This window comes from Streptomyces sp. enrichment culture (assembly GCF_964272855.1).
Lineage (GTDB): Bacteria > Actinomycetota > Actinomycetes > Streptomycetales > Streptomycetaceae > Streptomyces.
Genome location: NZ_OZ186847.1, coordinates 5,647,484 through 5,667,596, shown reverse-complemented (window position 1 = coordinate 5,667,596; position 20,113 = coordinate 5,647,484). Strand labels below are relative to the sequence as shown.

The 20,113-nt window shown below is 72.8% G+C and carries 18 protein-coding genes and 2 pseudogenes; 9 read left to right on the top strand and 11 right to left on the bottom strand.

Annotation, left to right across the window (positions count from 1 at the left end):
- Positions 1-41 precede the first annotated feature (41 nt).
- The 3 genes from ACSU6L_RS24955 (at position 42) to ACSU6L_RS24945 (ending at position 3,703) form a co-directional block, all read left to right on the top strand.
- Positions 42-1,535 carry an alpha/beta hydrolase gene (locus ACSU6L_RS24955; RefSeq protein WP_437060194.1) on the top strand — a complete coding sequence of 498 codons (1,494 nt, stop codon included), beginning with the start codon at positions 42-44 and terminating at the stop codon, positions 1,533-1,535.
- Positions 1,536-1,654: 119 nt separating this feature from the next.
- Positions 1,655-2,563: a class A beta-lactamase gene (bla, locus tag ACSU6L_RS24950; protein WP_437065045.1), complete on the top strand. Its 909-nt coding sequence runs from the start codon at positions 1,655-1,657 to the stop codon at positions 2,561-2,563.
- A gap of 162 nt (positions 2,564-2,725) precedes the next feature.
- Entirely contained in the window at positions 2,726-3,703 is a 978-nt protein-coding gene (locus ACSU6L_RS24945) for a dihydrodipicolinate synthase family protein (protein ID WP_437060192.1), read from the top strand.
- 98 nt (positions 3,704-3,801) lie between these two features.
- On the opposite strand, the pseudogene ACSU6L_RS24940 reads toward ACSU6L_RS24945, so the two are convergent.
- From ACSU6L_RS24940 to leuA, 6 genes and pseudogenes are all read right to left on the bottom strand, one after another.
- Positions 3,802-4,491 (bottom strand): annotated as a pseudogene (locus ACSU6L_RS24940) (exo-alpha-sialidase); the annotation flags it as partial.
- A 386-nt stretch (positions 4,492-4,877) separates the two neighbouring features.
- Positions 4,878-5,540 carry a response regulator transcription factor gene (locus ACSU6L_RS24935; protein WP_365506230.1) on the bottom strand — a complete coding sequence of 221 codons (663 nt, stop codon included), beginning with the start codon at positions 5,538-5,540 and terminating at the stop codon, positions 4,878-4,880.
- A complete protein-coding gene (locus ACSU6L_RS24930; protein ID WP_437060190.1) occupies positions 5,537-6,766 on the bottom strand; it encodes a sensor histidine kinase in 1,230 nt (409 codons plus the stop codon). Before ACSU6L_RS24930 ends, ACSU6L_RS24935 begins: the two co-directional genes overlap by 4 nt.
- Positions 6,767-6,833: 67 nt before the next feature.
- On the bottom strand, positions 6,834-8,903 hold the full coding sequence (locus tag ACSU6L_RS24925) for an MMPL family transporter (RefSeq protein ID WP_437060188.1): 2,070 nt from the start codon (positions 8,901-8,903) through the stop codon (positions 6,834-6,836).
- 154 nt (positions 8,904-9,057) lie between these two features.
- Entirely contained in the window at positions 9,058-9,753 is a 696-nt protein-coding gene (locus ACSU6L_RS24920) for a TerB family tellurite resistance protein (protein ID WP_437060186.1), read from the bottom strand.
- A 189-nt stretch (positions 9,754-9,942) separates the two neighbouring features.
- Positions 9,943-11,664 carry a 2-isopropylmalate synthase gene (gene leuA / locus ACSU6L_RS24915; protein WP_437060184.1) on the bottom strand — a complete coding sequence of 574 codons (1,722 nt, stop codon included), beginning with the start codon at positions 11,662-11,664 and terminating at the stop codon, positions 9,943-9,945.
- A 318-nt stretch (positions 11,665-11,982) separates the two neighbouring features.
- Here leuA and ACSU6L_RS24910 point away from each other — a divergent pair, with 318 nt between their 5' ends.
- Genes ACSU6L_RS24910 through ACSU6L_RS24900 form a run of 3 tightly spaced genes read left to right on the top strand, consistent with a single transcriptional unit; the run spans position 11,983 to position 14,688 of the window.
- On the top strand, positions 11,983-13,035 hold the full coding sequence (locus tag ACSU6L_RS24910; RefSeq protein WP_073938621.1) for a M4 family metallopeptidase: 1,053 nt from the start codon (positions 11,983-11,985) through the stop codon (positions 13,033-13,035).
- A gap of 21 nt (positions 13,036-13,056) precedes the next feature.
- Positions 13,057-13,323 carry a protealysin inhibitor emfourin gene (locus ACSU6L_RS24905; RefSeq protein ID WP_073938619.1) on the top strand — a complete coding sequence of 89 codons (267 nt, stop codon included), beginning with the start codon at positions 13,057-13,059 and terminating at the stop codon, positions 13,321-13,323.
- Positions 13,324-13,380: 57 nt separating this feature from the next.
- On the top strand, positions 13,381-14,688 hold the full coding sequence (locus tag ACSU6L_RS24900; protein WP_437060182.1) for a GH1 family beta-glucosidase: 1,308 nt from the start codon (positions 13,381-13,383) through the stop codon (positions 14,686-14,688).
- On the opposite strand, the gene ACSU6L_RS24895 is transcribed toward ACSU6L_RS24900, so the two are convergent.
- Positions 14,689-14,961, bottom strand: coding sequence for a hypothetical protein (locus ACSU6L_RS24895; protein WP_437060180.1), 273 nt, complete (start codon positions 14,959-14,961; stop codon positions 14,689-14,691).
- A 200-nt stretch (positions 14,962-15,161) separates the two neighbouring features.
- Positions 15,162-15,290, bottom strand: a pseudogene (locus ACSU6L_RS24890) (TetR family transcriptional regulator); the annotation flags it as partial.
- 38 nt (positions 15,291-15,328) lie between these two features.
- On the opposite strand from ACSU6L_RS24890, the gene ACSU6L_RS24885 reads away from it, so the two are divergent.
- Positions 15,329-15,652 carry a hypothetical protein gene (locus ACSU6L_RS24885; protein ID WP_437060178.1) on the top strand — a complete coding sequence of 108 codons (324 nt, stop codon included), beginning with the start codon at positions 15,329-15,331 and terminating at the stop codon, positions 15,650-15,652.
- A gap of 258 nt (positions 15,653-15,910) precedes the next feature.
- Here ACSU6L_RS24885 and era read toward each other — a convergent pair whose 3' ends face one another.
- Positions 15,911-16,870 carry a GTPase Era gene (gene era, locus ACSU6L_RS24880; RefSeq protein ID WP_437060176.1) on the bottom strand — a complete coding sequence of 320 codons (960 nt, stop codon included), beginning with the start codon at positions 16,868-16,870 and terminating at the stop codon, positions 15,911-15,913.
- Between the two features lie 160 nt (positions 16,871-17,030).
- Here era and ACSU6L_RS24875 point away from each other — a divergent pair, with 160 nt between their 5' ends.
- Positions 17,031-18,353, top strand: coding sequence for an ammonium transporter (locus ACSU6L_RS24875; protein ID WP_437065044.1), 1,323 nt, complete (start codon positions 17,031-17,033; stop codon positions 18,351-18,353).
- Entirely contained in the window at positions 18,350-18,688 is a 339-nt protein-coding gene (locus ACSU6L_RS24870; protein ID WP_365506256.1) for a P-II family nitrogen regulator, read from the top strand. Before ACSU6L_RS24875 ends, ACSU6L_RS24870 begins: the two co-directional genes overlap by 4 nt.
- 149 nt (positions 18,689-18,837) lie before the next feature.
- Here the strand turns inward: ACSU6L_RS24870 and ACSU6L_RS24865 are convergent, their stop codons facing one another.
- Positions 18,838-19,191, bottom strand: coding sequence for a cytidine deaminase (locus ACSU6L_RS24865; RefSeq protein ID WP_437060174.1), 354 nt, complete (start codon positions 19,189-19,191; stop codon positions 18,838-18,840).
- 28 nt (positions 19,192-19,219) lie between these two features.
- On the bottom strand, positions 19,220-20,041 hold the full coding sequence (locus tag ACSU6L_RS24860) for a helix-turn-helix transcriptional regulator (protein ID WP_437065042.1): 822 nt from the start codon (positions 20,039-20,041) through the stop codon (positions 19,220-19,222).
- Positions 20,042-20,113 lie beyond the last annotated feature (72 nt).

Sequence of the window (20,113 nt, the reverse complement as noted above, 5' to 3'; positions counted from 1 at the left end):
CCGGATGTGAGGGGCGGTGGGGATCGGCGAGGCTCGTGGGCATGAAGAAGACCACGTCCTACGCCGGCCTTGTCGCCGCCTCCGCCGCCGCCCTGCTGTTCTCCGGGCTCACCGCCCCCTCCACGGCCGCCGCCGCGACCGCCGCCGCACGCTCGTCCCTCGACTGGGGCGAGTGTGCCGGCGGGGCGCCCGATCCCCGGCAGCGGTGCGCCACCGTCGAAGTCCCGATGGACTACTCCCATCCGGACGGCGAGAAGATCGACATCGTCGTCTCGCGGATCCCGAGCGAGAAGCCGTCCGCTCGGCGGGGCGCGCTGATGCTGATCCCCGGCGGGCCCGGCGGGTCCAGCCTCGACGACCCCTCGAAGAAGGGGCAGAAGCTGCCGCAGGACGTACGGGACGCCTACGACCTGATCGGGTTCGCGCCGCGCGGACTCGCCCCGTCCACCTCCGTGAGCTGTGGACTGGAGTACGGCGACCTCGCCCTGTCCAGACTGCGGCCCTGGCCCGCGCCCGACGGCTCCGTGGCCGGGAACATGGCCGACGCCCGGCGCATGGCCGACGCCTGCGCCCGCAACGGCGGCGAACTGATCGAACACCTCAGCACGGCGAACGAGGCCCGCGACCTGGACCGCGTGCGAGCCGCCCTGGGCGAGCGGAAGGTGTCCGCGTGGGGGGTGTCGTACGGCACGTACGTCGGCGCCGTCTACAGCCGGCTGTTCCCCCACCGCACCGACCGGATCGTGCTGGACAGCAACGACGACCCGGACCCCTCGCGGGTCGCCCGCGCCTGGCTCGCCGGGCACGAGCAGGGCGTCGAGGACGTGTTCCCCGAGTTCGCGAAGTGGGCGTCGGCACCCGGCAACCCGCACCGCGTCGCCGAGACGGCCGCCGAGGTACGGCCGCTGTTCCTGCGGCTCGCCGCGCGCCTGGACTCCGAGCCGATCCCCTGGCCGGGCGCCAACCCGGAGGAACTGAACGGCAACGTGCTCCGGCAGACCATGCTGGACAGCCTCTACTCCCCGGCCCGCTTCCCCGAGCTCGCCCGGCTGATGCTGGCCGCCGAGAAGGGGACCGTGCCGCCCGCGCCGCCGGCACCGCCGGAGAAGGTGCTGCAGAACGTCGCCGCCGTCGGCGCGGGGACGCTGTGCAACGACGTGGCGTGGCCCGAGGATCCGGCCGTCTACCAGAAGGCCGTCGACGAGAGCCGCGCCCGGTATCCGCTGACCGCCGGCATGCCTCGCAACGCCATGCTGTGCGCCGCCTGGCCCTTCGCGCCCAAGGAGCCGGCCGTGCGGATCACCGACCGGGGGCCGTCCAACATCCTGCTGATACAGAACGAGCGGGACGTGGCCACGCCGTTGAGCGGCGCCCTGAAGCTGCGCGCGGCCCTCGGCGACCGTGCCCGCATGGTCACCGTCGACGCCACCGGCCACGACGCCTACCTGGCGTACGGCAACGCCTGCGGCGACGCCGCCGTCTCCCGCTTCCTGGCGACGGGCGAGCGGCCGGAGAAGGACGTGTACTGCGAGTAACCGGCAGAGCCGCCGCAACCGCCGGGCCGGGCGGCTGCGTCGATCATGGAAGGACGTCCCGTCCCCGTCCCCGTCCCAGTCCCCGTCCCCGTCCCCGTCCCCGAGCGAAGGAGCCCGCCATCTTAAGCCGCAAGCCGTCGTCCCCGGCGACGACCACCCGACGCACCCTTCTCGCCGCCGGCGCGGCCGGTGCCGCCGCGCTGCTCACCCCGGCCCCGGCGCACGCCACGGACCGGCCGGCCGGTGTCACCGCACGCCTGCGCGACCTGGAGCGGCGGTACGACGCCAAGCTGGGCGTGTACGCCCACAACCTGGACACCGGGAAGACCGTCCACCACCACGCCGACGACCTGTTCCCCATCTGCTCCGTCTTCAAGACCCTCGCGGCCGCGGCCGTCCTGCGCGACCTGGACCACGACGGCGAGGTCCTCGCCCGTCGGATCCACTACACGGAGGCCGACCTGGTGGAGGGCTCCGACGAGACGCGCAAGCACCTGGCGGAGGGCATGACGATCGCCGAGCTGTGCGACGTCACCATCCGGTACAGCGACAACGCGGCCGGCAACCTGCTCCTGCGTGAGCTGGGCGGCCCCACCGCGATCACCCGGTTCGCCCGTTCGCTCGGCGACCGGGTCACCCGCCTGGACCGCTGGGAGACGGAGCTGAACTCGGCGGAGCCGTGGCGGGTCACGGACACCACGAGCCCGCGTGCGATCGGCCGCACCTACGCCCGTCTCGTCCTCGGCGACGCGCTCCCCCGCCACGACCGCGCCCTGCTCACCCACTGGCTGCTGAACAACACCACCAGCGACGACCGGCTGCGCGCCGGCGTCCCGTCCACCTGGACGGTCGCCGACAAGACCGGCGGCGGCTCGTACGGCACCAACAACAACGTGGGCGTCGCCTGGACCCCGGACGGCACACCGGTCGTCCTGGCCGTCCTGTCGAGGAAGTCCGACCCGGACGCCGTCCGGGTGAACGCCCTGATCGCGGACACGGCGAAGGTGCTGACCGAAACCCTCGGCTAGCCCGGCGTCATCCGCGCGTCGCGACGGGGCGGGCGCCACCCGGATGCCCGGTTTCACGGCCGGGTCACTGCCCGGCCACCGCTTCCGCTGTCACCATCCGGTGGAGGAGACCGAGCCGAGCGGCGACCTGGTGCGCCGGTCCCGCCAGCCGAGGGAGCTGCCATGACGATCCCCGCCCCGCTCACCGGTGTGGTCCCGCCCGTGTGCACCCCGCTGACCCCGGACCGCGAGGTGGACGTGGCCTCGCTGCACCGGCTGCTCGACCATCTGACGGCGGCCGGGGTGCACGGACTGTTCGTGCTGGGGTCCACGTCGGAGGCGGCGTTCCTGACGGACCGGCAGCGCGAACTGGTGGTGGCGGAGACCGTACGGCATGCGGGCGGGCGGCTGCCGGTGCTGGCCGGTGCGATCGACATGACCACGCCCCGGGTGCTGGAGCGGGTGGCGGCGGTGGCCGCGGCGGGCGCGGACGCGGTCGTGGTCACCGCCCCGTTCTACGCCCGGACCCACCCGGCGGAGATCGCCCGCCACTTCCGTCTGGTCGCCGGCGCCTCCCCTGTCCCGGTCCTCGCCTACGACATCCCGTCCGCCGTCCACAGCAGGCTTCCCGCCGGCCTGGTCCTGGACCTGGCCGCCGAGGGAGTGCTCGCCGGGCTGAAGGACTCCAGCGGCGACCTCGGCTCCTTCCGCGAGGTCGTCACCGGCGCCCGGACCCGCCCCGACATCACCGGGTTCAGTGTCCTGACCGGCTCGGAACTGTTCGTCGACGCCGCCTTCGCCCTGGGCGCGGACGGCGCGGTCCCCGGTCTCGCCAACGTCGACCCGCACGGCTATGTCCGCCTCGACCGCCTCTGCCGCACCGGCGACCACCCGCGCGCCCGCACCGAACAGGAACGCCTGTGCGCCCTGTTCGGCATGGTCCACGTCGGCGACCCCGCCCGCATGGGTCCGTCCTCCTCGGCCATCGGCGCCTTCAAGGCCGCCCTCCACCTGCGCGGCGTCATCGCCTGCCCGGCGACGGCGGAGCCGCAGGTGCCGCTGTCCGCGGCGGAGGTCGAGCGGGTGGGGAAGTTCCTCGCGGCGGCCGGGCTGCTCCAGAGCCGGTCCACCGGCACCCGCCGGAACCCGAGGGTCTCGTAGGGCCCGTCCACTCCCGTCTCGAACAGCACCCCGACCGTCGCGCGGTCGAGTCGGGCGAGGTCGGAGTAGGCGGACCGGTTCGGGGTGAGGGTCAGGGACTTGGTGAAGGTGGTGCCGCCATCGGTGCTGCGCCACAGGGCGAGGGCGCGGCGGGCGGTGGGGTCGGAGGGGGCGAGGAGCGGGGAGCCGGGCGGCTGCAGGACGCTCGACTGGACGACGGGGACGCCGTCCAGGGCGGGTTGGGGGGTGTAGGGGCGGTCGAGGGTTTCGCCGCCGTCGGAGGAGTGGGTGTCGAGGCGGTTGCCGGGCAGGGTGCCGTGCTGGTCGCGGGCGTTGAGGTGGACGCGGCCGTCGGGGAGCTGGGCGGCGGTGCTCTCGTTGGCGTCGGCGTGGCCGTAGGAGTCGTCGGTGAAGCCGAGCCGCCAGGTGCGCCCGCCGTCGTCGCTGAGCAGGGCGTGGCCGCCGTAGTACCGGGGTTCCGCGCCGGTGTCCGGGTCCCGGCGGGCGGCGCGGCCGAGTCGTTGGCCGGGACCACCAGGCGGCCCCGAAGGGGTCCGTGGGTGAGGGCGGGGACCTGGCCGGGCCCGGTGCCGTACCAGCGCCAGTGCGCCGGCTTCACCGCCGCCGTGATCTCGTACGGCGGTGAGAAGCGGCGTCCGTCGTCCAGGCCGCGCTGCACGAGCATCCGCCGCCCCCGCTCCGGCGGGACCTCTCCCCGCATGATCCGCGCCTCGGTCGCTTCTCCGCCGTTGAAGCAGGTGACGAGGACGACGGCGCGGGTCCGCCACCGGCGCCGGGTTGCCCCGGGTGTCGCCGCGCCCGGCGGCCACCACGGTCAGCGGGCCCCAGGTGCAGCCGCCGTCGGTGGAGCGGCGCAGGACGACGTCGATGTCCCCGCTGTCCCCGGCGCCGGTGCGCCGGCCCTCCGCGAAGGCGAGGACGGAGCCGTGCCGGGTGGTGACGACGGCGGGGACGCGGTAGGCGGCGTAGCCCTGCCCGGAGACGTAGGGCACGGAGGAGGCGCAGCCGGGGGCGGCTTCGGCGGCGGCCTGTGCGGAGGCCGTCGGAGCGGGGGGCGGTCAGGGCGGAGGCGGCGAGCAGGACGGCGGCGGTGAGCAGGGTGCGGCTCGGGAGGGGCATCGCTCTCCAGGAGACTGACGGACGTGACTGTCCGTCACATACTCCCCGGCGTCACCAGCCCCGACTCGTACGCCACGATGACCAGCTGGGCCCGGTCCCGCGCCCCCAGCTTCCCCATGATGCGGCTGACGTGCGTCTTCGCGGTGAGCGGACTCAGGCCGAGGGTTTCGGCTATCCCGGTGTTGTTCAGGCCGCGCGCGACGAGCGTGAGCACCTCGCGTTCCCGCTCCGAGAGGCATTCGGGGCCGCCCGTGGCGGGGGCGGCGGAGGGGCTGCGCAGGAAGCGGGCGATCAGCCGGGAGGTCGGGCCGGGCGACAGGAGTGCCTCGCCCGCCGCGACCGTGCGGATGGCGTCCAGGAGGTCGGCGGGTCTGGTGTCCTTCACCAGGAAGCCGGACGCCCCGGCGCGCAGCGCCTCGACGATGTGCTCGTCGGTGTCGTAGGTGGTCAGCACGAGCACCTTCACACCCGCCAGGTCCTCGTCGGCGGCGATCAGCCGGGTCGCCTCGATGCCGTCGAGGTCGGGCATGCGGATGTCCATCACCACGAGGTCGGCGCGTTCGGCTCGGGCCAGTTCGACCGCCTCCCGGCCGGTGCCGGCCTGGCCGACGACCTCCATGTCCCGGGCGGACTCGACGAGCATCGCGAACGCGGCCCGTACGAGGGTCTGGTCGTCGGCGAGCAGGACGCGGATCATCGGTTCCCCTCGGTTCTGACGGTTCGGAACGGCAGTACGGCGCGCACCGCGAAGCCCCCGTCGGACCGGGGGCCGGCGTCGAGTGTGCCACCCACGCTGCGGGCCCGCTCACGCATGCCGACGAGTCCGAAGCCGGGGGTGGTGCCGGAGGGCGGGCCGGTGCCGTCGTCGGTGACCGACAGGTGCAGGCTGCCGTCCCGTTCGACCAGTTCGACCCGGACGGCCGGGGCGGGCCCGGCGTGCCGTACGGCGTTGGTCAGCGCTTCCTGCACGATCCGGTAGGCGGCGGCCCCGACGGCGGGCGGCACCTCCTCGGCCCGCACCTCCAGTTCCGCCTTGGCGCCGGCGGCGCGGGCGGTCTCCGCGAGGTCGGTCAGCCCGTGCAGGCCGGGCAGCGGCCCGCGTATCTCCGGCCCGTCGTGCTCGCGCAGCACCTCCAGGGTGGTGCGCAGTTCGCCGCGCGCGGTGCGGCAGGTCTCGGCGATGTCGTCGAGGGCGCCCGCGACGGCGGCCCGGTCGAGGCGGTCGGGGTCGGCGTTCAGCACGTGCGCGGCGACGGAGGTCTGCACGCCGATCAGGGTGATGCTGTGCGCGAGCAGGTCGTGCAGGTCGCGGGCGATGCGCAGGCGTTCCTCGGCGACCCGGCGGCGCGCCTCCTCCTCGCGGGTGCGTTCGGCCCGTTCGGCGCGCTCGACGATGGCGGCGACGTACTGGCGGTAGAAGCGGACGTCGATGCCGACGAAGAGCACGGCGATCACCCAGCCGGAGATCCGCAGCAGCTCCAGTGCCTGGTGGCTGTTGACGGTGGCCATGACGCTGAGCGAGACGGCGAGCACCGAGCCGCCGGTCAGCAGGGTGCGCAGGGGACGGCTGGTGACGGCGACGGTGTAGAGCGCGACGTACGCGGCGGCGGTGGGGGCGGCGTGGTTGAAGTCGAGGGCGTGGTACGGCGCGACCAGCGCGACCACGGCGGCCAGCACCCACAGCGGGCGGCGACGGCGCCACACCAAGGGCAGTTGGGCGGCCAGCAGCAGGGTCCAGCCGAGCGCGTCGGGTCGTCGCCCCTCGTCGGTGAGCAGGGCGACGACGACGGCGTGGGCGGTGGCGGCGAGGGCGAGCAGCGCGTCGTTGCGGAGGGCGTGCGGGGCGGTGAGCGGGTCACGGTTGATCGCCGCCATGATCCGCTCGCCGACGCGGGGCTTGTGGGCTTCGGGCACGGGGCTCATCCTCCGGGAGGAAGGCGCCCCTCCGGGAGGGAGGGGCGCCCACGGGGTCTCCACCGGGTCCACCGGGTCAGACGCGTTCCGGCTGCCGGACCTCGGGGACGGATTCCGGCGCCTTCGACAGCCGGCCCGGCCACCACACCCGGCGGCCGAGGGCGACGCTCGCGCTGGTCACCAGGTAGGTGCGGACGAGGAAGGTGTCCAGCAGCACGCCGACCGAGATGACGAAGCCGAGTTCGACGAGGGCCACCAGCCCCATGTTCAGCAGCACCCCGAAGGTCGCGGCGAGGACGAGCCCGGCGGAGGCGATCACCCCGCCGGTGGTGCGCAGCGCGGTGAGCGCCGCGGTGACCGGGTCGGCGCCGCTCGTGGACTCCTCGCGCATGCGGTGCATCAGGAAGATGCCGTAGTCGACACCGAGGGCCACCAGGAAGACGAAGGACAGCAGGCCCAGCCCGGGGTCGGTGCCCTCGAAGCCGAACAGCGGCTCGAACACCAGCCCGCCGATACCGAGGGTGGCGCCCCAGACGGCGACCACGGCCGCCACCAGCATCAGCGGCGCGACGAGCGACCTGAGCAGGACGACCAGGATCAGCAGCACGGAGACGAGGACGATCGGCACGACGACGAGGGCGTCGCGGGCGTTGGTCTCCTCCAGGTCGATCTGCTGGGCGCTGGCGCCGCCGACGTAGGAGCCGTCGAGCCGGTCGCGCAGGTCCTCGATGGTCTTGGTCTCCCCCGCCGACTGGGGCGGGTCGGCGGCGATGACGGACACCTCGGTCCAGCCGTCCCCGGTGCGTCCGGCCGCCGCGTCGGTGACGCCGGGGGTGTCGCGGATCTCGGCGAGGGTGGCGTCGGCGCGGTCGGCCGGGGTGAGGACGGTGATGGGCTGGCTGGACCGTTCCGGATAGGCGTCGGCGAGGGTCTGCATGGCGGCCACGGACTCCGGCTTGTCGACGAAGGAGTCCTCCTGCTTCAGGCTGCCGGGCAGGTTGAACGCGCCGAGGGCGAGCGCGCCGAGCAGGACGGCCCCGCCGGCGAGGACGGCGAGCGGGCGCCGCCCGGCGGAGGTGCCCATCGCGGCGAACAGCGACCGGCCGGCCTTGGGGGTGCTGCCGTAGGCGGGGATGAGCGGCCAGAACACCCGGCGGCCCAGCAGGACCAGCAGGGCGGGCAGCAGGGTCAGCATGGCGGCCAGCGCGCACAGCACCCCGACGGTGCCGAGCGGGCCCATGCCGCGGTTGGAGTTGAGGTCGGCGGCGAGCAGGCACAGCAGTCCGGCGGCGACGGTGCCGGAGGAGGCGAGCACGGCGGGCCCGCAGCCGCGCAGCGCGGCCCGCATGGCGTCGTACGGCCGCTCGAAGCGCCGCAGTTCCTCCCGGTACCGGGAGACCAGCAGCAGCGCGTAGTCGGTGCCGGCGCCGAAGACGAGGATCGTCATGATGCCCGAGCTCTGCCCGGAGACCTGGGTGCCGAAGGCCTGGTTGAGGCCGTAGGCGACGCCCATGGAGAGGTAGTCGGCGATGCCCGCGACGACGAGGGGCACCAGCCACAGCACGGGGCTGCGGTAGATCAGGATCAGCAGGACGGCGACCACGGCGACGGTCGTGTACAGCAAGGGCCCGCCCAGCGAGTCGTACACCTTGGCGGCGTCCGTCGTCAGCGCGCCCGGACCGCCGACCTCGACGCTCAGCCCGTCGGCACCGCGGGCGACCTCGCGGACGTCCTCCACGAAGGCGTCCCGTTTGTCCTCGTCGCCGCCGGGCGCGTTGCTGGCGACCGGGTACATCAGCGTGGTGCCGTCCTTCGAGGGGACGCCCTCGGGGGGCGCGGCCAGCTCGTGGGCTCCGGCGATCTCGTCGACCTGCCGCCCGGCGACCGTCCGGTCGGCGGCGGTCAGCCCGCCGTCGCGGTGGTAGACGAGCACCAGTTCGGTGGTCTCGCCGCCGGGCAGCCGGTCCTGTATCTCGGCGACCTGGGTGGAGTCGGCGTTCGCCGGGAGGTAGTCGGTGACCCGGTCGCGCTGTACGTCGGCGAGTTTCGCGGCGAACGGCGAGGCGAACGCCAGCACTCCGATCCACAGCGCGAGCATCACCCACGGCACGGCTCGTCGCCTGCCTGTCGTCTGTCCGGCCCCCATGGAACGGGCCCTCCCTCCGGAAGCGTTGTCTGGATGCGGTTCCAGACTCCCGGCGGGGGCGCGGGGATTCGTCGCGCGTGAGGGCGAGTTCGGGCGTACGACGAGGGGTGACCGCAGGGGCCCACTACTCCCTGGGGAGTAAACGCGGGAGCGTTCACGACGGCGTGCGCGCCGCCACCAGCAGTCGTGTCACCTCGTCCGCGCAGATGGTGAGGGCGGCGCCCACGGTGGCGAGGACGTCGCGTTCGGCGGGTGTGTACGGGCCGTCGGCGAGGGCGATGCGGGCGCCCTGGAGCAGGATCGACTCGCGGCCGGTGGCGGCGAGGTGCGGGGCAAGGGGGTCCAGCGCCTCGTGCAGCTCTATGGCGAGCCCGGGGCCGCAGGGCGCGCCGGTGATGCGGCCGGTGTCCGCCTCCAGCGCCTCGACGAGGGCGGCCAGCTGTTCCTCGGTGCAGTCGTCGAAGCCGGCCGCGCGCACCGCCGAGGCGGCGGCCTCCAGGGCCGCGCGGGAGCCGGCGCCGCCCGCGGCGAGCACCGCGAGGGCGATGGTGTGCACGGCGTCGCGGAGCATCGCGGAGAAGCGGGTGGTGGTGGGGTGGTCGAGGACGTCGGTGCCGTAGTGGTGGCGGCAGGCCGCGCACTCGACGACGGGTCCGCTCGCGCCGCGCGGCAGTACGGGCATGCCGAGGACGGTCATGCGGCGGCGCCCGGTGAGCCGCTGATAGTTGCGGTCGCCTCCGCAGCCCGGGCAGAAGAACGCGCCGTCGCCGACGGCCGTCCACGCGGTACGGGTGCCCAGAATGCGCGAAAGCCCGGTGACACGGCCGTCTCGTCCCCGTCCTGGCAGCACGTCGCAGCACCTCCGTAACCCCGCGGCAACATCGCCGCGCTGGCGTGATGTTAGCCACATGGATGAGGCCTAGTCAGCACCTCGGACGAGACCTTTCCGTGACCTGGGCGGGCGGATGGCCGGTAAACGACGGGGTCCCGCCCGCCGGGAGACGGCGGACGGGACCCTCAAACCCCCGGTGGGGGCGGTTCAGCGGGCGGCCCGGTTGACGGCCGAGACGACCGCCTTCAGGGAGGCGCGGGTGGTGTTGGCGTCGATGCCGATGCCCCACAGCACCTTGCCGTCGATCGCGCATTCGATGTAGGAGGCGGCCTGCGCGGAGGCGCCCTCGCTCATCGTGTGCTCCTGGTAGTCCAGCAGGCGTACGTCGATCCCGACGGACTGCAGCGCGTCGAAGAAGGCCGAGATCGGACCGTTGCCGGAGCCGGTCAGCACGGTGTCCGCGCCGTCGACGGTGGCCTCCACGGTGAGCGTGTCGACGCCGTCGCGGTCGGTGGTGGACTGCCCGTTCTTGACCTGAATACGACCCCACGGGTTCTCGGGGTTCGGCAGGTACTCGTCCTCGAAGATCGCCCAGATGGCCTTCGGGGTGACCTCGCCGCCCTCGGCGTCCGTCTTCGCCTGGATGATCTTGGAGAACTCGATCTGCATCCGGCGCGGCAGCTCCAGCTTGTGCTCGTTCTTCAGCACGTACGCCACGCCGCCCTTGCCGGACTGCGAGTTCACCCGGATGACCGCCTCGTAGGAGCGGCCGACGTCCTTCGGGTCGATCGGCAGGTACGGCACCGCCCACTCGATGTCGTCGACGGTGACGCCCTTGGCCGCCGCATCGGCCTCCATGGCGTCGAAGCCCTTCTTGATGGCGTCCTGGTGGGAGCCGGAGAAGGACGTGTAGACCAGGTCGCCCACGTACGGGTGGCGCGGGTGGACCTCCATCTGGTTGCAGTACTCCCAGGTGCGGCGGATCTCGTCGATCTGGGAGAAGTCGATCTGCGGGTCGACGCCCTGGGAGAACAGGTTCATGCCCAGGGTGACCAGGTCGACGTTGCCGGTGCGCTCGCCCTGCCCGAACAGGCAGCCCTCGATGCGGTCGGCGCCGGCCATCAGCGCCAGCTCGGCGGCGGCGACGGCCGTACCGCGGTCGTTGTGCGGGTGGACCGACAGGCAGACGAACTCGCGGCGGGACAGGTTGCGGTGCATCCACTCGAAGCGGTCCGCGTGGGTGGACGGGGTGGAGCGCTCGACGGTCGCCGGCAGGTTGAGGATGATCTCGCGGTCCGGGCCGGGCTGCCAGACGTCCATGACGCCCTCGCAGACCTCCAGCGCGAAGTCCAGCTCGGTGTCGGTGAAGATCTCCGGGCTGTACTGGAAGCCGAAGTCGGTCTCCGGGCCCAGCAGCTTGTCGGCGTACTCCATCACCAGGCGGGTGCCGTCCACGGCGATCTGCTTGATGTCGTCCCTGGAGCCGCGGAAGACGACCCGGCGGAAGACCGGGGCGGTGGCGTTGTACAGGTGGACGGTCGCGCGGTGGGCGCCCTTCAGGGACTCCACGGTCCGCTCGATCAGGTCCTCGCGGGCCTGGGTGAGGACGGAGATCGTCACGTCCTCGGGGATGGCGCCGGGCTCCTCGATGATCGACCGGACGAAGTCGAAGTCGGTCTGGCCGGAGGCCGGGAAGCCGATCTCGATCTCCTTGTAGCCCATCTTGACCAGCAGATCGAACATGGCCCGCTTGCGTACCGGGGACATCGGGTCGATCAGGGCCTGGTTGCCGTCCCGCAGGTCGGTCGACAGCCATCGGGGGGCCTTGGTGATCCGCTGGTCCGGCCAGGTGCGGTCCGGGATGTCGACCTGCTCGTAGCGGCCGTACTTGTGGATCGGCAGGGAACTGGGCTGCTGGCGGTTGGCCATGATGCGGGGGCTCCTAGGGGTGTCCGGAAGGACGGCCGACGGCAACGCCAAGCTCCGCGGGGAGGGAGTCGACCTGGACTACAGGCCCTCGCCGCGGCAGCTAAGAAGAAGCAGCCCGAAACGCATGATGCGCAGCATGCTAGCCGAGCCGCTCCCGGATACGGGGCTCCGTATCAGTATGCGGGACCCGGGGGGCAAAGCAGACAAAACGTGTGCCATACCACTCGGCGCGGGCCTCAGGTGGCCGACACGTCCGTATTTCACCAATCATGGTTGCGGACGGTGACAAACAGCTCACTCGGTGCGATCGTGCGGTGCATGACCGCCGTCTTCTGCACAGTCGTCCCGCCCCACCTCCTCGACAAGCTGGCCCAGGCCGACGACCCCGCGCTCGCCGAACCCGCCCGCCGCACCCTGGTGCGCGACAGCGAGCTGCGCGGCCGGCGCCGGGTGACCACCGAGTTCCGCCTCGCGGCCGCACCCGCGGCGAAGGCGCCCTCGGAGCAGCCGCTGCGCACGATCTACGACGCCGAGCACAAGACCGCGCTCCCCGGCACCAAGGTGCGCGGCGAGGGCGAGGACCCCGGCCGGGACGCCACCGTCAACCGCGCCTACTCGGGTCTCGGCGCCACCTTCGACCTGTTCCTGAAGGTCTACGGCCGGCACTCCATCGACGGCGACGGCCTGCCGCTGGACGCCACCGTCCACTACGACGAGAACTACGGCAACGCCTTCTGGAACGGCGAGCAGATGGTGTTCGGCGACGGCGACGGCGAGGTCTTCCTGGACTTCACCCTGCCCATCGACGTCATCGGCCACGAACTGACCCACGGCGTCACCCAGTACACGGCGAACCTCACCTACTACGGCCAGCCGGGGGCCCTCAACGAGTCGATGTCCGACGTCTTCGGCTCGCTCATCAAGCAGTACACGCTCGGCCAGACCGCCTCCGAGGCCGACTGGCTGATCGGCGCCGGCCTGCTCGCCCCGGGTGTCACCGGCCGGGCCCTGCGCTCCATGAAGGAGCCGGGCAGCGCCTACGACGACGACGTCCTCGGCAAGGACCCGCAGCCCGCGACGATGGACGAGTACGTCCGCACCGGCCGCGACAACGGCGGTGTGCACATCAACTCCGGCATCCCCAACCACGCCTTCTACCTGGCGGCCACCGCGCTCGGCGGCCACGCCTGGGAGCGGGCGGGGCAGATCTGGTACGACGTGCTGACCGGTGGCGAGCTGAGCGAGCGGGCCTTCTTCACCGACTTCGCCAAGCTGACCGTCAAGGCCGCGCGGGAGCGTTACGGCGACGGCGGCGACGAGCAGGAGGCGGTGCGCAAGGCCTGGGAGCAGGTCGGGGTGCGCACGCTGTAGTTCCGTACTAGACAGGGACCCATGCGTATTCAGGTGAGGCGCACGGGCGGGTTCGCGGGCATCGAGCGGTACGCCGAGATCGACACCTCGGGCCGCGCCGACGCCCCCGAGTGGCAGGCCCTGGCCGAGCGGGCGATGTCCGCCGGCCGGGGCACGCCCCCGGTCGGGGTGCCGGACGGCTTCAGCTACCAGATCACCGTGGACGGGACGACGGTGTACGCGAGCGATCCGCGGCTGACGGACGACCAGCGGGCGCTGATCACGCGGGTGCTCAAGGAAGGGGCGTAACTCCGGCCCCGTGCGGGGGCGTTGACTTCCGTTACCGACGGTACGGAGGATCCGCCCATGGCGATGACGAACCCGATACCGCAGTTCCCCGCCGGATTCCTGTGGGGCGTGTCGACCTCGGCCCACCAGATCGAGGGCGCGGCCGACGAGCGTGAGCCGTCCGTGTGGGACGCCTTCACGGCGGAGCCGGGGCGGGTGAAGGACGGCTCGACGGCGGCGGTGGCCTGCGACCACTACCACCGCCACCGCGAGGACGTCGCCCTCCTCGCCGGCCTGGGCGTGGACGCCTACCGCTTCTCGGTCTCCTGGCCGAGGGTGCGCTCGCGGGGCGGCCTCGGCTTCTACGACCGTCTCGTCGACGACCTGTGCGCGGCGGGCGTCCAGCCCGTCCCCACCCTGTTCCACTGGGACCTGCCGCTCGGCCTGGACTGGCTGGACCGGGACACGGCCGCCCGCTTCGCCGAGTACGTCTCGGCCGTCGCCGACCGGGTCGGTGACCGGGTCACCCGGTGGATCACCCTCAACGAGCCCGCCGAGCACACCCTGCTGGGCCACGCCCTCGGCGTGCACGCCCCCGGCAAGCGGCTCCTCTTCGACGCGCTGCCCGTCGCCCACCACCAGCTGCTGGCGCACGGCCTGGCGGTCCGCGCGCTGCGCGCGGCCGGCGCCGGCGGCATCGGGATCGCCAACTCGCACGGGCCGACCTGGGCCGCGTCCGAGGAGAGCGCGGACGTGGCGGCGGCGGACTTCTACGACGTCCTGCTGAACCGGCTGTTCGCCGACCCGCTGCTGCTCGGCACGTATCCGGCGGGGCTCGGGGAGCTGATGCCGGGGGACGTCGAGGCCGACCTGAAGGTGATCTCCGAGCCGGTCGACTGGTACGGCGTCAACTACTACGCGCCGACCAGGGTGGGCGCCCCGCAGGGCGCGGAGACCGACTTCGGCGGTGTGCGGATGCCCGCCGAACTGCCTTTCTCGGTCCGGGAGATCGAGGGATTCCCGACGACGGACTTCGGCTGGCCGGTGGTCCCCGACGGGCTGACCGAGCTGCTGACCGGCTTCCGGGACCGCTACGGCGACCGGCTCCCGCCGGTGGTCGTCACCGAGAACGGCTGCTCGTACGAGGGGATCGACGACCAGGAGCGCATCGCCTACCTGGACGGCCACATCCGCGCCCTGCACCGGGCGGTGGCGGCGGGTGTGGACGTGCGGGGCTACTTCGTCTGGTCGCTGCTGGACAACTTCGAGTGGGCGGAGGGGTACGCGCGCCGGTTCGGCCTCGTCCACGTGGACTACGAGACGCTGGCCCGCACACCGAAGGCGTCGTACCGCTGGTTCCGGGAGGTGCTGCGGGCGCAGCGCTGATCAGCCGTCCGCGAGGCCCGACCGCACGGACTCCCCGGCCCGCCCCGGCTCGTCCCCGGCGGCGACGGCGAAGTCCCGCAGCGTGCCCGTGAGGACGTCGGCGGGCCCGTACACGCCGATGACGTGTCCGGCGTGGGCGAGCTGTGCCAGCCCGTGCATCGAGGCGAACAGCTGCCGTACGACGAGATCGGCGTCGGCGTCGGGCCGGAACCGCCCGGCGGCGACGCACCGCCGGATGGCGTCGCGCGGGTGGCGCAGCAGCCGTACGCCCATCTGCGGTCCTCCTCGGTCAGTTCGAACCCGGCGATGGCGGAGCCGCCGAACATCACGGCGTAGACATCGGGTTCGCTCCGTGCGAAGTCCTGGTAGACGCGGCAGAGCCGGGCCAGCTCGTGGACGGGGTCGCCACCCGTCCCGACGGCCTCGGCGCGGGCCTGGAACCGGTCGAACCCTTCCCGGATCACCTCGCGCACCAGGCCCGCCATCGAGCCGAAGTGGGTGTAGACGGCCATGGTGGAGGCGCCGACAGCCATGCAGAGGCGGCGGGCGCTGAGCGCGGCGGGGCCTTCCTCGGCGAGGACGCGGGCGGCTTCGTCGAGCAGGCGGCGGCGGACGGTGCGTTATGGAAGTGGCGGCCGGCGTGGGGGCCACGCGCCACGGGGAGGCGATGGCCGGGCATCTGGCCCTGGCCCTGTCCCAGCTCACCGGCCGCGCGGTGGACTGGCGGGTGACGGCGAAGGCGGGGGCGACGCCGGCGACGGCCCGCCGGGCCCTGCTGGGCGGCCTCACCGACCCGATGACCCGCTGGCGCCCCGACCTGGTCCTGATCGTCGCCGGCACGAACGGCGCCGTGCGGATGCGCAGGCGCGCGCCGTCCGCCGGGACGCGGAGGCGCTGGTGCGGGACATCCGGCTACGCCTCGGCGAGGACGTCCCCGTGGTGTTCGCGGGCCTGCCGGTCCTGACGGCGCTGCGGTCCCCGCGTCACACGCGGCTCCCGCTCGCCCTCTACGTCCGGCTCCTGGACCACCAGCCGAAGACGGCGGCCATGAGGGGAGCCGCCGTCTTCCACCTTCCCTCGGGCGCCCCGCCCGCCCACCCGGGCCCCTGGTTCACCCCCGACCGTTTCCCCCCTTCCCCGACGGCTACCGCGCCTGGGCGAGGATCCTGGCGTCCCGGCTGGCGACGCTCACGGAGACCGTGGTGCCGTCACCGGGCTGAACTCAGAAGCCCAGCTTCCGCAGCTGCTTCGGGTCCCGCTGCCAGTCCTTGGCCACCTTGACGTGGAGGTCGAGGAAGACCGGCGTGCCGAGCAGGGCCTCGATCTGCTTGCGGGACTTGATGCCGACCTCCTTCAGGCGCTTGCCCTTGGGGCCGATGATGATGCCCTTCTGGCTGGGGCGTTCGATGTAGACGTTGGCGTGGATGTCCAGCAGGGGCCGGTCCGCGGGGCGGTCCTGGCGCGGCAGCATCTCCTCGACGACCACGGCGATGGAGTGCGGCAGCTCGTCGCGGACGCCCTCCAGCGCGGCCTCGCGGATCAGCTCCGCGATCATGACCTGCTCGGGCTCGTCGGTGAGGTCGCCCTCGGGGTAGAGGGCGGGGCCCTCGGGCAGCATCGGGATCAGCAGGTCCGCCAGCAGGTCGACCTGCTTGTTCGCGGTCGCCGACACCGGGACGATCTGCGCCCACTCGATGCCCAGCTCCTTGCCCAGCTGGTCGATCGCGATCAGCTGCTCGGCGAGGGCCTTGGAGTCGACCAGGTCCGTCTTGGTGACGATGGCGACCTTCGGGGACTTCTTGATCCCCGCCAGCTCCTTGGCGATGAAGCGGTCACCGGGACCGATCTTCTCGTTCGCCGGGAGACAGAAGCCGATCACGTCGACCTCCGCCCAGGTCGTGCGGACCACGTCGTTCAGCCGCTCGCCCAGCAGCGTGCGCGGCTTGTGCAGGCCGGGGGTGTCCACCAGGATCAGCTGGGCGTCCGGACGGTGCACGATGCCCCGCACGGTGTGCCGGGTGGTCTGCGGCTGGTTGGCGGTGATCGCCACCTTCTGCCCGACCAAAGCGTTCGTCAGGGTGGACTTGCCCGCGTTGGGGCGGCCCACGAAACAGGCGAAGCCCGCGCGGTGGACGGCCCCGCTGGGCCCCGACGGCTCGGATGACTGGGTACGAACGCTCATGCCGCCCATTCTCCCTGATCGCCGGAGCGCCGCCGTACCGTGAGTTTCCGGAAACCCGGTGGCAACGAAACGTCACGGAAACACACCCGTACGCGACCGGAAACGCCGACCGGTGACTCTCTGACGCAGCCCTCACCGCGTTGGAGACCCCGTGACGACCGTGACCCTGGCCGCCGAGCAGGCGGCACTCGACACCGGCGACACCGCCTGGCTGCTCGCCGCGACCGCCCTGGTGCTTCTGATGACCCCGGGCCTGGCCCTGTTCTACGGCGGCATGGTCCGCACGAAGAGCGTGCTCAACATGCTGATGATGAGCTTCGTGTCGATCGCCCTGGTCACCGTCGTGTGGCTGGCGGCCGGCTACTCGCTCGCCTTCGGCGAGGACGCGGCGGGCGGCCTGATCGGCGGACTCGACCACCTCGGCATGTCCGGGATCGGCCCGGACAGCGTCCACGGGACCGTCCCCACCGTGCTCTTCGCCACCTTCCAGCTCACCTTCGCGGTCATCACCGCCGCGCTGATCAGCGGCGCCGTCGCGGACCGCGCCAAGTTCGGCGCGTGGCTGGTCTTCGTCCCGGTGTGGACGCTGCTCGTATACGTTCCCGTCGCCCATTGGACCTGGGGCCCCGGCGGCTGGATCCTCGAGAGGCTGGGCGCGCTGGACTTCGCGGGCGGCCTGCCCGTCGAGATCACCTCCGGCGCCTCGGGTCTCGCCCTGTGCCTGGTCCTCGGCCCGCGGCTGGGCTTCAAGAAGGACGCGATGCGCCCGCACAACCTGCCCATGGTGGTGCTCGGCGCCGGTCTGCTCTGGTTCGGCTGGTTCGGGTTCAACGCGGGCTCGGCGCTCGGCGCGAACGGCCTCGCGGCCGCCGTCTTCCTCAACACCCTGGCCGCCGGCTGCACCGGTCTGCTCGGCTGGCTCTTCGTGGAGCAGAAGCGGGACGGCCACGCGACCACGCTGGGCGCGGCCTCCGGTGCCGTGGCCGGTCTGGTGGCGATCACCCCGTCGTGCGGTTCGGTGTCCCTGCTCGGCGCGCTGGTGGTGGGCCTGGCCGCCGGCGTCGTCTGCTCCTACGCGGTGAGCTGGAAGTTCAAGCTGAACTACGACGACTCCCTCGACGTCGTCGGCGTGCACCTGGTCGGCGGTGTCATCGGCACCCTGCTGATCGGCGTCTTCGCGGTGGAGTCCATGACCGGCGGCCCGGAGGGCCTGCTGTACGGCGGCGGGCTCGGGCAGCTGGGCAGGCAGCTGGTGGCCGTGGCCGTCGTGGGCGCGTACGCCTTCCTGGCGACGTACGGCATCGGGAAGGCGATCGACCGGGCCATGGGCTTCCGGGCGAGCGAGGAGCAGGAGCACACCGGGCTGGACCTTACGGTGCACGCCGAGACGGCCTACGATCACGGGGTCCTGGGCGGCCACGGCGGCCCGGTCACCTCGTCCTCCCCCGTTCCCCCCGCGCAGAAGGTCAAGCCGCAGGCATGAAGCTCATCACCGCGATCGTCAAGCCGTACCGCCTCGACGAGGTCAAGAACGCGCTCCAGGAGCTGGGCATCCAGGGGCTGACCGTGTCGGAGGCCAGCGGCTACGGCCGCCAGCGCGGCCACACCGAGGTCTACCGGGGCGCCGAGTACCAGGTCGACCTGGTGCCGAAGGTCCGGATCGAGGTCGTCGTGGAGGACGCGGACTCCGACGCCGTGATCGACGCGATCGTGAGGGCCGCGCAGACCGGGAAGATCGGCGACGGCAAGGTCTGGGCGCTGCCGGTGGAGACCGTCGTCCGGGTCCGGACGGGCGAGCGCGGGCCGGACGCGCTCTGACACCCGGCCCGCCGAGGCTCCTCCGGGGGGCGCGTCGAGGTGATCGAGTCCGCCGGGAGCGCGATGGGCGCGGCGACCGCGGCGGACTTCAGGGTGAGGGTGGCGGTGGTGCCGAGGGGTCTTTCCGCCCTTCGGCCATCGGCGGGGGCTCAGCCCGCCGTCACCGTCGTCCGGACCGTACCGTCCGGGCCCGCGATCAGCACCGGCGTCTGCGGTCCGCCCAGGTCGCGTACGGCCGCCAGGTCCTCCGCCGATGCGGACTCCGCCTCCGTCACCACCGCCGCGGCCTCCAGCGACTTCGCCCCGGACGCCACCGCCATCGCCACCGCGGTCCGCAGGGCGCTCAGCCTCAGCGAGTCCAGGGCGACCGTCCCGGCCACGTACGTACGGCCCGTCTCGTCGCGTACGGCCGCCCCCTCGGGCACACCGTTGCGGGCCCGGGCCGAGCGGGCCAGGGTGACGATCTTGCGGTCCTCGGGGTCAAGCGCGCTGCTGTCGGTCATGGCTCGAGGATACGTAGCGGTACGGCGGTCAGCCCGCCACGGGGTACAGCGCCCCGCGCCGCGACTCCGGCGAGGCCAGCCACTCCAGCTTGGCAGCGGTGTTCGCCTCCTCCAGCGGGGTGTGCAGCACGATCGTCAGATCCGGCCGGGCGGGCACCTTCATCACCGTGGCCTCCAGCACCAGCAGGCCGGCCAGCGGATGCTCCAGCTCCTTGCGGATCTGCCCGGCGTCCTCGATGTCCCGCTCCTCCCACAGCCGGGTGAACTCCGGGCTCGCCTCCTTCAGTTGCGCCAGCACCGCCTGGAACCCCTCGTCGTCGGGGCAGGCCGAGCAGGCGGCGCGGAACTGGGCGACGACCGTGCGCGCGTTGCGCTCCCAACTGACGTCGCGGGCGCGGTACATGGGGTCGGTGAAGAAGTCGACGACGCAGTTCTGCGTCTGGTCGGGCCGCATGCCGAGCACGATCGCGGCCGCGTCGTTGTACATGACGGTGTTGTAGTACCGGTCCATGATGTGCGCCGGACACGGCATCCAGGTGTCGATCAGCCGCCGCAGCCCGTCGCACATGTCCCGCTTCTCCGGGGCCACCTCGGGCGCGGGCGGATTGAGTCCGGCGAGCACGTACAGATGCCGGTGCTCGGCGTTGCTCAGCCGCAGTACCCGGGCGACCGCGTCGAGGACCTGCGGCGAGACGGAGATGTCGCGGCCCTGCTCCAGCCACTGGTACCAGGAGGCGCCCACGCCCGCGAGGACGGCGACCTCCTCGCGCCGGAGGCCGGGCGTCCGCCGCCGGGCGCCGCCCTCGGGCAGGCCCGCCTCGGCCGGGGTGACCCGGGCCCGTCGGCTCATCAGGAACTCGCGCAGCTCACGCCGTCGATGCGTCTTCGACGCGTCCTCGGACACGTAAGGATCCCCCCTCGT